Here is a 14,491-nt window from a genome sequence, read left to right as displayed (position 1 = left end):
GCCGGGGGCGGCCGGCCCCCCTCCCCCCCCCCCACCGGGTGGTAGCAAAGGTCCCCCGCTCCCTTTTGGGGCGTCGGGCGGGGCGGCTTGGTGTTCACTGGGGGAATGGCCGTACACACGCACGACGAAATCGACTGGGCTGATCGGCTTCGATCGCTTCGCATGGCTGAGGCACTCGACGCCGAGCCGATGCGGGAGGCGGCTCGACGGCTGCTGAAGGGTATGCCGGAGGGCCCGACCATCCTCGACGTCGGCTGCGGCGCGGGCGGGATGAGCGTGCTCTTCGCCGAGGAGCTCGCCTCCGCCGGAGCCAAGATCGTGCTGGTCGACGCGACCGAGCAGCTGCTCGCCGAGGCGCACCGCGTCGTCCACGCGGCCGCTGGTGACAGGGCCACCGTCGAGACGATCCACGCGGACGTGGCCGATGACGGGTTGGCAGCCAAGCTTCCGCCCGCCGACCTGGTCTGGGCTTCCCGCGTGGTTCATCACTTGCCGGATCAGCAGGCGGCCATCGACACCCTCGCCCGGCTCGCCCGCGTCGGCGGGCTGGTCGCCATCTCCGAGGGCGGCCTGGACTTCAACTGTCTTCCTTGGGATCTCGGGATCGGCCGGCCCGGGCTCGAGGGGAGGCTGCTCGCCGCGCGCGGTGAGTGGTTTGCCGAGATGCGGGCAGGAATCCCGGGCTCCGTGCCCATGCCCTACGGCTGGAACATCGCCCTGCGGCGAGCCGGCCTCGCGGACGTCGATTCCTTCGGTGTGCTCATCCACCATCCGGCGCCCGGGCCGGAACTGCTGCGCGAGTTCATCGTCGAGCGGCTGACCTGGCTGAACGACGTGGCGGGCGACCGCCTCAGCGATGACGACCACGAGACCGTGGCCGCGTTGGTGGATCCGGCGAACCCTGCCTTCCTCGGAGCGCGCCAGGACCTGTTCCTGCAAGGGGCGAAGACGATCCACTGCGGACGGCGGCCGTGAGCGACCCGGTCGGCTGCTCGTTGTGCGGCCGGATTCGCGGCGTCGACGAGGAGCCGGCGCAGACGCTCGCCTGGGTTTCCACCCGTGAGAAGAACGTCGTGCGCTGGATGTGTCCCGCCTGCGCTCGCCGCCACACCCGCGACATCGAGGGAAAGCTGCCGGACGAGTACTGGTGAACCGCTCAGGCGGCGTCGATCCGGCCGATCGTGCGCACCTTCGGCCTCGGTGTCCGCGCCGCTTCGGCGAACGCCCTGACGAGCTCGGCCGCGACTTCCATCGGAACCTTCCTCAGCTGGTCGATGGTGCAGCGGACCAGCACGGTCCCGGTCGCGGTCAGCGCCAGCGGGTGGAAATTCGCGGCGCCCTGTTTCGGGACACGGAACTGCCACGCCATGCCGATGTCGTCCCACCAGGCATCGGCGGTGCCGATGGGCCGACCTCGTCGGTCGCAGAGCGTCGTGTTCCACGACGGCGAGGGCAGCGGGCAGCCGCTGAGGACCTTCTTCGCCAGCCCATGCGCGTACGTCTCCTCGGGATCGACGCGCCGCAAGGCTGCTCGTACCGCGGCTGAGCCTCGCCGGTTGCCGGAATCGAGCTCCTCGCTGAGCTCGTCCAGCGTGCACAGACCCCAATACAGCGGTAGCGCGATCAGTTCGTCTATTCGCGAGGGGTCGAGTTCCAGCCGGGCCAGATCGAGCGCGGCCCTGGCCGGTGGGGCGAACGGAACACCGTCGATCAAGGTCGGCGGCGGCATCCGTGTGGTTCTTCGCGGCAGCATGCCGGGCTCCGCCGGAACACGCCGGTAGTCGGGGACGAGGAGATGGACCTCCCTCGTCAGGGAGCAGTCGACGCCTCGTGCCCGTAGCGCGTCGGCGCCCGTCACCACCACGTCCGGCCCGCACCGCGCGACAGCGGCCTGCAACAGCTGCAGCCGGGTGGGCGCGGTGTCGCGCAACAGGATCACACCCGGCATCAGCCTTCGCCAAGGACCGCCCGGACCACAGAGCTTCGCGGCGTGACGCGCGGTGACGCCCGCCTTCCGCAGCTCGCGGCTGGTGATGATCCCGGACTCGCTGGTGTTACTGAGCGCCATGAGTCGGGCGCTTCGTGTAGTGGTCATGAATCGAGGATGACCGCTGGGCCGACCGGGTGGAACCGCTTCCGCCAACTTGTGGACAACTCGCCCGATCGACCCCGTTTTTGGCTCAGTCGCACCGTTCCCTGTGGATAACTTCTCAGGCCGCGAAGCCCGGCTGCCAGCGTTCGACGATCGCGCGGGCGGGGATCTCCGCGTCGAGCTGGCAGAGGATGCCGGTGGATCCGGCGGTCACCCGGTGGATCATGAGGTACTCGGGCGGCAGGTTGAGGGATCGGCCGATCCGGAAATCCCGGCCGCGGGTGTCGCCGACCCGGCCCGCCTGCCGTTGCATCCAGCGCCGGGTGAAGTGGAACGTGTCGCCCGCCAGCGGCTCGGTGAACGGCGCCAGGTAGGCGAGCACGTCGTCGGCCTGCAGATCCGCGTCGGCCCGGATGAAACCGGACTCCCTGAGCAGCCGCATCAGCTTCGCGGACTCGCCGTCCAGCGCCAGCCTGGTCATTTCGCCGAGATGCTGCGGGATCCCCTCGGGCAGCCGGGACACCCCGCCGAAGTCGATGACGCACAGCCTGCCGTCGGCCGTCAGCATGAAGTTGCCGGGGTGGGGGTCCGAATGCAGGAGCCTGGCTCGTTCCGGGGACGAGTAGTGGAACTCGGTGAGCAGGCGGCCGGCGCGGTCCCGTGTCTCCTTGTCGCCGTCGGCGATGATCTTCGAAAGCGGGGTGCCGGTGGCCCACTCCGTGACGACGACCTTCGGCGCGCTGGCGACCACACGGGGGATCAGGAAGCCGGGGACGCCTTCGAACGCCTTCACGAAATCACGCTGGTTCTGGGCTTCTGCCTGGTAATCGAGCTCCTCGTTCATCCGCTCGGCGAGTTCCGCCAGTAGCGGCTTCACCTCGGTTCCCGGCACGAAAGCCTGGAACAACCTGCTGAAACGCTGGAGCTGCCGGAGGTCGCTCCGCAAGGCGTCGTCGGCTCCCGGATACTGCACCTTGACGGCGACCTCGCGACCGTCGTGCCAGGTCGCACGGTGGACCTGGCCGATGCTCGCGGACGCGGCGGGCTCGTCGTCGAAGGCCGCGAACCGCTGCTGCCAGGTGCGCCCGAGCTGCTCGGCGAGGACCCGATGGGTCTGCCGCGCGGGCATGGGTGGCGCGGCCGCCTGAAGCTTCGTCAGGGCCTCGCGATAGGGCTTCGCCATCTCGTCCGGCACCGCGGCCTCGAAGACGCTCAGCGCCTGGCCGAACTTCATGGCGCCGCCTTTGAGCGTGCCGAGGACCTCGAAAAGCTGCTCCGCCGCCTTCGCCGACAGCGTCGCGTTGACCTCTTCGGCGCTTTGCCCGGTCAGCCTCCTGCCCCAGCCGCCGACCGCCCGTCCCGCTATGCCGAGGGGGATGCTGGCCAGCTTCGCCGTTCGCGCGGCCCCGTTGCGGGGGATGGCGGCGTCACGGTCCTCGGCGTTGCGGGAGTCGGTCACCTTCGCGATTCTGCCTTGATTCACTCCGCCTGCGCAGCCTGTTGAGGGAGTGCGTGTGGGCTACGTCGCTCGCCGTATCACCGGGCGCCGCATCCGCATCCGGTGTGCGGCGGCCAGTCGCGGTGCCGGATCGTGCCGTCGAAGAAGTCGATCTCCAGCGTCGCGTTCCAGGCGGGCGGAGCCTGGTCGCCGGGGGACAGAAGCCGGAGCGCCTGTGCGGCGGCCAGTGCGGCACACGCCTGGACGGCGCCTAGGTCCGGCTGTTGCACGCGTCCCGCGAGCTGGCTCGCCACTCTCGGCCAGGTGTCGTCGCGGCCGGCGCGGTGCAGGTCGGCGCAGCGCAGGCAACTGCTGCGGCCGGGCACCACCAGCGGTCCGACGATGCCGATCCCGTCCCGGACGCGTACCGGCAGGTGGTTGACGCCGTCACGGACGAGTTCCTCGACCACTTCGGGGGCCGGTACGACGGCGTCGGTGAGCAGGACGAGTTCCGGGCGGCGGTCCGAGTAGAGCCTGGTGGTCGCGATGTCCGCACCGGCGCGGTGCACCACCTGGGCCAGCGCGTCCCTGCGTGGCATGCCGATTTCGGCTTCGGTGTAGCCCGAGCCCAGGTCGCCTTCGCCGACCATGCCCGACGCCCGGACGTCGATATGACCGATGCCGCCTTTGGCGAGCAGGACGGCGATGGCCGCGGCCAGCCTGCCGTCGCCGTGGATCGCCACCGCGGTGCGCTTGCGGCGTGCCGTCATGGCCGCCTGATGGTGGCGGGCCCGAAGTGACCAGAGCCCCGTTTCCGCTTGTGGTCTCGGATGCCCGTCGGATTTTCCCGCGTCGGTCACGAGCCCTCGTGCCGTCAGGTCCGTCATCAGGTCGCGCAGCTGTTCGTCGTGTTCGCTCTGCGCGAGCACGATGTCGTCCGCGGCCCGGTTCCCGTCCAGGTCGCGGAGTGCCGTGGCCACCTCGGTGGCGACTCCGGCGACGATCACGGCATGGGCGGGGTCGAGGCCGATCTGGATCTCGCCGTTCCCACGTTCCAGCACATCCAGGCCGGGAAGCAGGGCGGGGAAGTCGGGAAGGATGATCGATCGCAGATCAGGTTCGCGCAGGTTCATGATCGCAGGATCGCACCCGCCCGCCGTCCCACCGCCCGGAAGAACGCGAGTTATCCACAGGTTGGCCCCGTTGTGGACAACTGGAGGCTGTGACCTTTCGGCGCTCGGAGTTGTCGGTGACTGGCCTTACCGTGGTCGAGTGGTCGAAGCACGGACGCCCTCATTGAGGGGCCGGGACACGACGAATCCGTCGGACACTCCCGAACACAAGGTCGAGGTACGGCGTAGCCAACGCCGTCACCGGACCGTCACCGCGTACTGGGACGAGGACACCCTCGTCGTGCTGATCCCTGCCCGGATGACCCGGGCCGAGGAGAAGCACTGGGTTGCCGAGATGCAGCGCAAGCTGCTGCGCAAGGGCCCGCGGCAGGCCGCGCCGCCGAAGGCCTCCGACGAGGCGCTGCTGGCGCGCTGCGCCGTGCTCTCGGCGAAGTATCTGGACGGAAAGGCGATACCCGCGAGCGTTCGCTGGGTTCCGCCGATGAGGACGAGGTGGGCGTCCTGCACGCCGGTCGACGCGACGATCAGGGTCAGTGATCGTCTGCGCCGGGTGCCGGGATGGGTGCTGGACTACGTCCTCGTGCACGAACTCGCGCATTTGAAGGAACCAGGGCACAACGCGGCGTTCTGGGAGCTCGTTCGCCGCTATCCCAAGACCGAACGCGCCATCGGCTACCTGGAGGGTTTGTCCTCCGCCGCCGGTTGGGGCATCGCGGCGGAGGACTGACGTGCCTCAGTTCTCGTCTTCGTCGCCCTTGGGCTTGTTCTTCTCGCGCTCGGTGCGTTCGATCTCGGCGATCGGGTCGATGCCTTCGAGCGTCGACTCGCCGTCGCCGAGTCGTTCGGAGAAGTCGAGCGGTTCGTCGAGGTCTTCGGCGGTCGGCATCAGGTCGGGGTGGGACCAGAGGCCGTCCCGCTTCTCGATGCCGTGCTGGTCGCCGACGAGCTTCCACAACGAGGACGCCGCCCGCATCCGCCTGGGCCGGAGCTCGAGCCCGACCAAGGTGGCGAACGTCTGCTCGGCGGGGCCACCGGTGGCCCGGCGGCGGCGCAGCGTCTCCCGGAGCGCGTCCGCGCCCGGAAGCCGGTCGCCGATGGCCTCGGCGACCACGACGTCGACCCAGCCTTCGACCAGTGCGAGCAGGGTCTCCAGGCGGTTCAGTGCCGCCTTCTGCTCGGGCGAGGTCTGCGGCTCGAGCAGGCCGGACGACATGGCCTCTTCGATGCTGGCCGGGTTCGACGGGTCGATCCGGCCCGCTAGCTGTTCCAGCGCCGAAGTGTCGACGGAGATGCCGTTCGCGAACTCCTCGACCGTGGCAAGCAGCCGCTGCCGCAGCCACGGCACGTGGGCGAACAGCCGCTGGTGGGCGGCCTCGCGTGCGGCGATGAAGACCAGCACCTCGCTGGTCGGCAGCTCCAGGCCCTCGGTGAACTTCTCGATGTTCGCCGGCAGCAGCGCGGAGGTGGCCGCGGGGCCCAGCGGAAGGCCGACCTCGGTGGAGGTGAGCACTTCGGAAGCCAACTGAGCCAGGGCGTTGCCGAGCTGGGAGCCGAAGGCCATCCCGCCCATCTGCCCCATCATCGAGAGCAGAGGACCGGCGGCCTGCTTGGCCTCGTCGGGCAGGGCCTGGACCCACGCGCCCGAAACCTGCTGGGCGACGGGGTCGCAGAGGCGCTGCCAGGTGGGCAGGGTCTTCTCGACCCAGGTGCGTGCGGACCATGCGACGGTCGAGGTGGCTCCGGCGGGCAGGATCGTCGCGGCGTCGAGCCATAGCTCCGCCAAATGGGCGGCGTCGCGGACGGCCGTGCTCGAGTCGCCGCCGGATGACGAAAAGCCGAGCTGGACGTCTCCGCTCTCGCTGCCGCTGAGGTTCTGCAACGCGATCTGTTTCGCCAGGTCGTAGTTGACCGGCCCGGTCGAGCTGCCGGCCTGGCTGAGCATCTGGCCCAGCTGGCTGAGCATCTGACCGAGCTGATTGAAGGCCTCGGCGCCGGAGGGCTGGCCGCCGGAGTCCGACGGCTCGTTCTCGCCTCGTTTGTCGGGATCGGGCGGTCCGAAGCCGAACGGGGGTTTGCTCATGGCACCACCGTACGCGGGTCCCGGGATTCACAGCTCGTCAAGTGGAGTGATGAGCGTGGCCTTCACCGAGAAGCGAACACGGTCACCGTACGCTGTCACGCGTGACAGAGCCCTCGGAGGAGACCACAGGAGCGCGGAGCCGTTCGGGCTCCGCGGGTGACCAGGACCGCTCCGAACGGCGGCTGACCCGGCGCGGCTGGACCCTGCTGGTCAGCGGCACGTTGTTCGTCGTCTTCGCGCTGGTCGGGTTCTTCATCCCGGTGCCGTACGTGGCGATCAGCCCCGGCCCGACCTACGACACTCTCGGCAAGGACGCCGCCGGGCAGTCCGTGATCCAGGTCAACGGGCACGAGATCTTCCAGACCTCCGGCGAGCTGCGGATGACGACGGTCTCCCTGCGCGATGGCGGCATCACGCTGTTCAACGCGCTCGGGCTCTGGGCGAGCGGCCGGTACGCGCTGGCGCCGCGCGAGGAGTATTTCAAGCCGGGCGAGACCAACGAGCAGGTCCGCCAGGAGAACATCCAGCAGTTGCAGGACTCGCAGACCGCCGCTCAGGTCGCCGCGCTGCGCCGCAAGTTCCCGGTGAAGGTGCTCGCGAAAACGATCGTCTCCGGCAGCCCCGCGGACAAGGTGCTCGCCCCGGGGGACCGGCTTCTGGTGGTCAACGGGACGACGGTCAAGGAAGCGACCGACGTGCGGGCCGCTCTGAACGGGACGAAGCCCGGGCAGACCGTCCAGATCACTTTCAAATCCGACGGGCAGGCCGAACGCACCGTGCCGCTCACGCTCGCGCAGCGGCCCGACGGGCCGGAAGGTTTCATGGGGCTGACCGCGGTGGACCGCGCCGACGTTCCCTTCGACGTGAAGATCTCGCTGCAGGACGTCGGCGGACCGTCGGCGGGCTTGATGTTCGCGCTCGCGATCGTCGACAAGATGGAGCCCGGCGACCTCGCCGGTGGCAGGCACATCGCCGGAACGGGCGAGATCTCGGAGAAGGGCGTCGTCGGCGCGATCGGCGGCATCTCGTTCAAGGTGGTCGGCGCCCGCGAGGCCGGCGCCACCGACTTCCTGGTGCCCGCGCACAACTGCGCCGAGGCGAAGACCGCCGCGCCCGAAGGCCTGAACCTGATCAAGGTTTCCACGCTGGACGAGGCGATCACGCAGCTCGAGAACCTCAAAGCGGGACGGCCCACCGCCTCCTGCTGACCGCCGGGGGAGCAAGGGACCTTTGCTACCACCTCGCGGATCTGGCTGACGAGAGCAAGGGACCTTTGCTACCGCCCAGCGTGCGTCTCGGCCGGGTGGTAGCAAAGGTCCCTTGCTCTCTTTTCGCTGGTCAGGGGAGCAGTGTCGCCTTCAGTGCTTCCAGCAGGTTCGGGGCCAGCTCCGGGTTCTCGATGATTTCGTCGACGGGGACGTCACCGGGCTCCTCGGCCTTCCCGGCGCCGCGAAGCCGCATGACGCATGCTCCGGCGCCATCCCGCAGTACGGCCGCGACCAGCCGGGCTTCGGTCCGGCGCGGGTGGTCGGCTGCCGCTTGACGCAGGCGTTCGGCATCGGTCTCGGGCACGACGGGAAGCTCGGCTTCGGCGTCCGGCGGCAGCACGATGATCTCCTGTGCGAGCGCGCAGCCCAGGACCAGATCGGGCCACGCGATCTGCGCCAGCGCTTCACCGAGGTCACCCTCCGGCAGGGACTCTTGCGCGACCGGTGTCAGCGGGGCCGACGGATCGAGCTGTCCGGCCAGTTCGGGCTGCTCGTCCAGCAGTGCCGCGGTCGGGACCAGCGCGAACAACTGCGGCGGCTGATCCCATCCTCCGGAGGCGACGAACTCCTCGACTTCGCGGGCCAGGCCGGCCACGCCCTGCTGCTCACTCGGTGCCATTGGCACATCGTTCCAGGCGGCCTGGACGACGGCGTCCCGAGTCCGGTTTGGGCGGGTTCCGGGAACTTCCGACGGCATCCGTAGAGTTAGAGCATCAGGGGCCGCACGCGGTACGCGCGCCCCTGCGAAAAGTTCACCAAACCAGGAGCGTGTGCAGTGGCCACTCGGCCCCCCGTGAGCCTGCCGAAGCTGTCCCGGCGCAGCCGGATCCTGCTCATCATCGCCGCCGTAGTCATCCTGGCCCTGCTGCTGGGCGCGAGACTGCTGGACACCTATGTCGACTGGTTGTGGTTCGGCGAGGTCGGCGCCCGGACGGTCTTCAGCACGGTGTTGATCACCCGTGTCGTCTTGTTCTTCGCCGTCGGGCTCCTGGTGGGAGGCTCGCTCGCGATCAGTTTGATGATCGCGTACCGGTCGAGGCCCGTCTTCGTGCCGATCTCCGGCAACGACGATCCGCTCGCGCGCTACCGGTCGGCGATCGTCGGCCGGATCCGGCTTTTCGGCATCGGCATCCCGGTGCTCACCGGGCTCATCGCCGGCGCGTCCGCGCAGAGCGACTGGCAGGTCGTGCAGCTGTTCCTGAACGGCACGCGATTCGGTCAGACCGATCCCGAGTTCGGCAATGACGTCGGCTTCTACGCCTTCGACCTGCCGTTCTACAACTGGCTCCTGGGCTGGCTGTTCATCTCCGTCGTCATCGCGTTCTTCGGCGCGCTGATCGCGCACTACATCTTCGGCGGCATCCGGCTCGCCGGTAAGGGCGGCCAGCTCGCCGGCCCGACCCGTGCCCAGCTCGCCATCACCATCGGCATCTTCGTGCTGCTGAAGGCGGTCGAGTACTTCTTCGATCGCTACAACCTGCTGCTCTCCGACAGGGGTGCGCCGCTCTTCATCGGTGCGACCTACACCGACCTGAACGCGGTCCTGCCCGCGAAGCTGATCCTTCTGTGCATCTCGGTGATCTGTGCCGTCGCGTTCTTCGCCGGAGCGTTCCTGCGCAACCTGCAGCTGCCCGCGATCGCGCTGGTGCTGCTGATCCTGTCGAACGTGCTCGTCGGTGTCGCGTGGCCGGCCGTGCTCGACCAGTTCTCGGTGCGTCCCAACGCGAACGAGAAGGAATCCGCGTCCATCCAGCGCAACATGGACGCGACCCGTCAGGCGTTCGGCCTGACCAACGTCGAGTACAAGGACTACACCGGGAAGTCCGAGGCGACCTCCGCGGAGATCAAGGCGGACAAGGGGACCGTCCCGAACATCCGGCTCCTCGACCCGAACATCCTCAGCGACACCTTCACCCAGCGCGTCGGTCGTGAGAACTTCTACGGCTTCCCGTCGAAGCTGGACATCGACCGCTACACCCTCAACGGGGTCACGCAGGATTACATCGTCGCGGCCAAGGAGATCAAGACCGAAGGTCTCACCGGCAACCAGACGAACTGGATCAACAAGCACCTCGTCTACACGCACGGAAACGGCTTCGTCGCCGCTCCGGCCAACACGATCGACCGTGCGCTGAAGGACGCCAACTCCGACGGCGGTTACCCGATCGCCACGACCAGCGACACCCAGAACCCGACGGGCGCCGGCTCGACCGACCCGAACAAGCCGGGCATCAAGGTGGACGAGCCTCGCATCTACTACGGCGAGCTGGCGACCGACGCCGCGTACGCGATCGTCGGCGGCAAGGCGGGGCAGGCGCCCGGCGAGTACGACACCGCCGTCGACCGTGCCTACATCTACAAGGGCTCCGGCGGCGTGCCGATCGACAACTGGTTCAACCGGCTCGTCTTCGCCGCCGAGTACGGCGAGCGGAACATTCTCTTCTCCGATGCCATCGGAGACGGATCCAAGATCATGTTCAACCGCGAACCGCGGGATCGCGTCGCCAAGGTCGCCCCGTGGCTGACCCTCGACGGCGACCCGTATCCGGCGGTCGTCAACGGCAAGATCATCTGGATCGTCGACGGCTACACGACGATGAACAACTTCCCGTATGCCCAGCAGACCCAGCTCGGGCAGGCGACCAACGACTCGCTCAGCGGCACCACCCGCCAGGCGAACTCCTCGATCAACTACATCCGCAACTCGGTCAAGGCCACCGTTGACGCGTTCGACGGTACCGTGACCCTGTACGGCGTCGAGGACAACGAGCCGGTGCTCAATGCCTGGAAGAACGTCTTCCCCGGCCTGGTCAAGCCGAGCAGCGAGATCTCGCCGGACCTGCGGTCGCACTTCCGCTACCCCGAAGACCTCTTCAAGGTGCAGCGGGAACTCCTGTCGAAGTACCACGTGAACAACCCGGCGGAGTTCTACGCACAGCAGGCCTTCTGGAGCGTTCCGCAGGACCCGACGCAGGAAGGCGGCGTGAACGCGTCCGCTTCGGGTGTCGCGAACCAGCCCGGCTACTACGTCCTGGCCACCGCGCCGGGTGACACCAAGTCGCGGTTCCAGCTCACCAGTTCGCTGACCGGTCTCCAACGGCAGTATCTGGCGGCCTGGATGTCGGTGTCCTCGGATCCCGAGGACTACGGGAAGATGCGCGTCCTGAGACTGCCGACAGGTGCCAGCGGCTCGACCCAGGTGGACGGTCCCGTCCAGGTCCAGAACAGATTCCAAAGTGACCCACGGGTCGCGCAGGACCGGACCCTGTTCAACAACCCGAACGTCACGGTCACGTACGGAAACCTGATCACCCTGCCGGTCGCCAACGGCTTCCTCTACGTGGAACCGGTCTACATCCGGCAGCGGAACCAGCTGAGCTATCCGCAGCTGGCCCGGGTCCTGGTCTCCTACGGCACCAAGATCGGCTTCGCGCCGACGCTCAACGAGGCCCTGGATCAGGTCTTCGGACCCGGCACGGGTTCCGGGGTCACCCCGCCGCAGACCGGCGGCACGCCGGGGACGACCCCGCCGCCCCCCGGCACTACGACGCCGCAGCCGCCTGCCAGCGGTAACCCGGCGCTCGACAAGGCCGCGGGCGACATGCACGACGCCTGGGTCAAGTTCCGCGCCGCCCAGCAATCCGGCAACTACGCCGACCAGGGTGCCGCCCTGGCCGCCCTCGAAGCCGCCTCGAAGGCCTACGAGGCGGCGAAGGCCAACCCGCCAGCGAACCCGCCGGCGTCCGGTGCGCCGCCGGCCTCCGGCCAGCCTGGAGGGTGACGTCGCTTACCTAAAGGGCACCTGCTTTGCGCCTGCTCGAAACGCAGGCGTAAGGTAGGTGTCACGACGCGGGGTGGAGCAGCTCGGTAGCTCGCTGGGCTCATAACCCAGAGGTCGCAGGTTCAAATCCTGTCCCCGCTACAGAGGTTGGAGGCCCGTGTCTGCGGAAAACGCAGACACGGGCCTCTTTCGCATTTGTCCCGGGGGGCGAACCCCCGGACCCCCGCCAGGAGGGCTTCGCCCCCTGGACCCCCAAAGTGACTTGGTCGCCTGGGTGCCCGAGGTAGCGGGGGACCTTTGCTACCAAGTGGGGGAGCGGGGGACCTTTGCTACCACGTGGGGGCGACCCAGCAGGCATAGCCGTCGGGCCGGTACAGGACGGCTTCCGTGGCGGGCCACGGCAGGGACGTGACCAGCTGGGTGGTCAGGCGCGGCGAGCGGGCGTGGGCCCCGGCGGCGTCGACGTGGGCCGGAGTGGTCGTCAGGAGCACGAAGCCGCCATCGCGGAAGAGTGTGCTGGGGCGCAGCGGCCCGTCTTCGGTCGCGACGTCCTCGTCGGTCAGCCGCGAGCCGAGCGCGGGATGCGAAGTCCCGTAGGTCGCGTAGCGGATCGCGAGACCGGAGACCATGCCCGATAGGTGCTTGCTCGCCTCGGGCAGTTCGGCCAGATCGGCGAAAACGGCGCGAAGCGCGCGAGACTGGTGAGACCGCGGGGTCAGCTCCATCTGAGCGGCGACGTTGTTCAGCACTTGAGCGCCGACGGGATGCCGCTCGGCCTCGTAGGTGTCGAGCAGGTCGTCGCCCGCCCAGCCGTGCACCGTCGCGGCGAGCTTCCAGCCGAGATTCATCGCGTCCTGCACGCCCAGATTCAGCCCCTGGCCGCCTGCCGGGAAATGGATGTGCGCGGCATCGCCGGCCAGCAGCACCCGACCGGCGCGATAGCGCTCCGCCTGCCGCGCCGCATCGGAGAACTGTGACGCCCACCGGATTTCCGTCGCCGTCGCACCGTACGAGTCCTGCAGTGCCCGCCGGACGTCGTCGTGGGAGACGGCGGCCCGGAGATCCGCGGGCCGCGAGGCCCTGTCGCCGTACACGAAGCGGTAGAGGCCCGGTTCTCCCAACGGAATCAAGCCTTTGAACGTGGTCGCACCGGCAGGCTCACCGGTGTTCCGCATCGTTCGCCACTGTTTTTGCGCGCCGTCAGGGATTTTGTCGAACAGGACGTCCGCGACCATGCCGAAACCTTCACCGTCCACTCCGCGAAAGTCCACGCCGAGTCCTTTGCGTACAACACTTCGAGAGCCGTCGCAGCCGACGAGGAACTTCGCGCGCAGCCGGTTTTCGCCACCGTCTGTTCGGTACCGGACAGAGACAGAGTCCTTGTCCTGTACGAAATCGATTACTTCAGCACCGCGGATCACCTTCGTTCCTTGCGTGGCAAGCCGTTCCTCCAGGTACTCCTCGACCTGTGCCTGCGGAATCCCCAGCTGGAAAGGGAAACGAGTGTCCCAGCCGTCGTAGCGGACCGGGATCATCGCGAAATGTCCGTCGCGCACCGTCGCGAACGAACGTTCCTCGGCTCCGCCCAGAAGTCCGCGCAGCTCCAGCACTTCCGCCGTGCGCGGCTGCAGGTTCAGCGCCTTGGACAGCCCTGTGCGCTCGTGAAGCCGTTCCAGGACCACGACATCGACACCGGCGAGCGCGAGTTCGTGGGCCAGCATCAGCCCCGTCGGCCCCGCGCCCGCCACGACCACGTCCGTCCCAAGGTTGTTCATACCACTCCTTAACGACGTTAAATTGACCTGGGCCCAGGGTGCCCTTAACATCGTTAAACTGTCAAGGCGCTTCTGCTGGAAAGAGGGATGAAAGTGGGTCTGACCAGGCAGGACATCGTCCGCGCCGGGCTTCGGCTGCTCAACGACGTCGGGCTCAATGGGCTGACGCTCCGCCTGATCGCGCAGGATCTCGGCGTCAAGGCGCCCGCGCTGTACTGGCATATGAAGAACAAGCAGGAGCTGCTCGACGAGATGGCGACGCGGATGTACGCCGACGCGCTGCCGAGCCGGGTGCCCGAAGGTATGGGGGAGAGGGAGTCTTTCGAGCTGGCGGCGCGGAGGTTGCGCCGGATGATGCTCGCTTACCGTGACGGGGCGAAGGTCTTCGCGGGGACTTTCCTGACCGACGAAAGCCTGCTCGGTGACAATCCGCTGCAAGCCCGGGTCGACGCGGGGCTCGAACCGCACCTGGCCGGGCGAGCGTTGTTCACCGTCTACAGCTTCGTCATCGGTTTCACCATCGAAGAGCAGGCCGTTTATCCGGTTCCGGGCGAACGGGATCCGCGTTACGACGCGACGTCCTCGCCGTGGGTCTTCGACGAGGACGTCGAAGGCAGGTTCGGCGACGGGCTGACCATGGTGCTCAACGGCGTCTTCGCTTGGCTGGATGACAAAGTCGCGCCATAAAGGCAGGTCAACGGCCCTTTGCGAAGTTAAGGGTACCCCCGTGAAACCCGGTCGGGGTCCCGTGTAATCTATTAACACAACGACGCGGGGTGGAGCAGCTCGGTAGCTCGCTGGGCTCATAACCCAGAGGTCGCAGGTTCAAATCCTGTCCCCGCTACTGTGAAAACGAAGCGGGGGTGTGGGGGCAGAGCCGATAAGCGCGATTTAGTTTTGAGGGGAAGTGGGGCAGGGGCCGAC

Annotated in this window: 12 protein-coding genes and 2 tRNA genes; 8 read left to right on the top strand and 6 right to left on the bottom strand. The window is 68.1% G+C overall.

Translation table 11 applies throughout. The annotated features are described in order from the left end of the window. Positions 1–105 precede the first annotated feature (105 nt). Together ACFWIW_RS33775 and ACFWIW_RS33770 are read left to right on the top strand one after the other, a co-directional pair. Positions 106–975 (top strand): class I SAM-dependent methyltransferase, encoded by an 870-nt coding sequence (locus ACFWIW_RS33775; RefSeq protein WP_378372188.1) that lies wholly within the window; start codon positions 106–108, stop codon positions 973–975. Continuing rightward, entirely contained in the window at positions 972–1,151 is a 180-nt protein-coding gene (locus ACFWIW_RS33770; protein ID WP_350592224.1) for a hypothetical protein, read from the top strand. Before ACFWIW_RS33775 ends, ACFWIW_RS33770 begins: the two co-directional genes overlap by 4 nt. A gap of 5 nt (positions 1,152–1,156) precedes the next feature. On the opposite strand, the gene ACFWIW_RS33765 is transcribed toward ACFWIW_RS33770, so the two are convergent. From ACFWIW_RS33765 to ACFWIW_RS33755, 3 genes are all read right to left on the bottom strand, one after another. After that, positions 1,157–2,068: a hypothetical protein gene (locus tag ACFWIW_RS33765; protein ID WP_378372201.1), complete on the bottom strand. Its 912-nt coding sequence runs from the start codon at positions 2,066–2,068 to the stop codon at positions 1,157–1,159. Positions 2,069–2,210: 142 nt separating this feature from the next. After that, positions 2,211–3,551, bottom strand: a complete 1,341-nt coding sequence (locus ACFWIW_RS33760) for an ABC1 kinase family protein (protein ID WP_378372187.1) — start codon at positions 3,549–3,551, stop codon at positions 2,211–2,213. Positions 3,552–3,628: 77 nt separating this feature from the next. Then, positions 3,629–4,663 carry a hypothetical protein gene (locus tag ACFWIW_RS33755; protein ID WP_378372186.1) on the bottom strand — a complete coding sequence of 345 codons (1,035 nt, stop codon included), beginning with the start codon at positions 4,661–4,663 and terminating at the stop codon, positions 3,629–3,631. Positions 4,664–4,826: 163 nt separating this feature from the next. Between ACFWIW_RS33755 and ACFWIW_RS33750 the strand changes: the two genes are divergently transcribed. Beyond that, entirely contained in the window at positions 4,827–5,390 is a 564-nt protein-coding gene (locus tag ACFWIW_RS33750) for a M48 family metallopeptidase (RefSeq protein WP_016331633.1), read from the top strand. 6 nt (positions 5,391–5,396) lie between these two features. Here the strand turns inward: ACFWIW_RS33750 and ACFWIW_RS33745 are convergent, their stop codons facing one another. After that, positions 5,397–6,743, bottom strand: a complete 1,347-nt coding sequence (locus tag ACFWIW_RS33745; protein WP_378372185.1) for a zinc-dependent metalloprotease — start codon at positions 6,741–6,743, stop codon at positions 5,397–5,399. Between the two features lie 203 nt (positions 6,744–6,946). Between ACFWIW_RS33745 and ACFWIW_RS33740 the strand changes: the two genes are divergently transcribed. After that, positions 6,947–7,951: a PDZ domain-containing protein gene (locus tag ACFWIW_RS33740; RefSeq protein WP_378372200.1), complete on the top strand. Its 1,005-nt coding sequence runs from the start codon at positions 6,947–6,949 to the stop codon at positions 7,949–7,951. 130 nt (positions 7,952–8,081) lie between these two features. On the opposite strand, the gene ACFWIW_RS33735 is transcribed toward ACFWIW_RS33740, so the two are convergent. After that, positions 8,082–8,630 (bottom strand): PPA1309 family protein, encoded by a 549-nt coding sequence (locus ACFWIW_RS33735; RefSeq protein ID WP_240595383.1) that lies wholly within the window; start codon positions 8,628–8,630, stop codon positions 8,082–8,084. Positions 8,631–8,786: 156 nt separating this feature from the next. Between ACFWIW_RS33735 and ACFWIW_RS33730 the strand changes: the two genes are divergently transcribed. Together ACFWIW_RS33730 and ACFWIW_RS33725 are read left to right on the top strand one after the other, a co-directional pair. Next, positions 8,787–11,792: a UPF0182 family protein gene (locus ACFWIW_RS33730; RefSeq protein ID WP_378372184.1), complete on the top strand. Its 3,006-nt coding sequence runs from the start codon at positions 8,787–8,789 to the stop codon at positions 11,790–11,792. 67 nt (positions 11,793–11,859) lie between these two features. Further along, a tRNA-Met gene (locus ACFWIW_RS33725) sits at positions 11,860–11,933 on the top strand. 188 nt (positions 11,934–12,121) lie between these two features. Here ACFWIW_RS33725 and ACFWIW_RS33720 read toward each other — a convergent pair. Further along, on the bottom strand, positions 12,122–13,567 hold the full coding sequence (locus ACFWIW_RS33720) for an FAD-dependent monooxygenase (protein WP_378372183.1): 1,446 nt from the start codon (positions 13,565–13,567) through the stop codon (positions 12,122–12,124). A gap of 93 nt (positions 13,568–13,660) precedes the next feature. On the opposite strand from ACFWIW_RS33720, the gene ACFWIW_RS33715 reads away from it, so the two are divergent. Beyond that, complete coding sequence (locus ACFWIW_RS33715; RefSeq protein WP_378372199.1) at positions 13,661–14,254, top strand: TetR/AcrR family transcriptional regulator C-terminal domain-containing protein; 594 nt, start codon at positions 13,661–13,663, stop codon at positions 14,252–14,254. 83 nt (positions 14,255–14,337) lie between these two features. Continuing rightward, positions 14,338–14,411, top strand: a tRNA-Met gene (locus ACFWIW_RS33710). Positions 14,412–14,491: the final 80 nt, after the last annotated feature.

Source organism: Amycolatopsis sp. NPDC058340 (assembly GCF_042723975.1).
Taxonomy (GTDB): domain Bacteria; phylum Actinomycetota; class Actinomycetes; order Mycobacteriales; family Pseudonocardiaceae; genus Amycolatopsis.
This window is presented reverse-complemented; position numbering and strand designations above follow the sequence as displayed.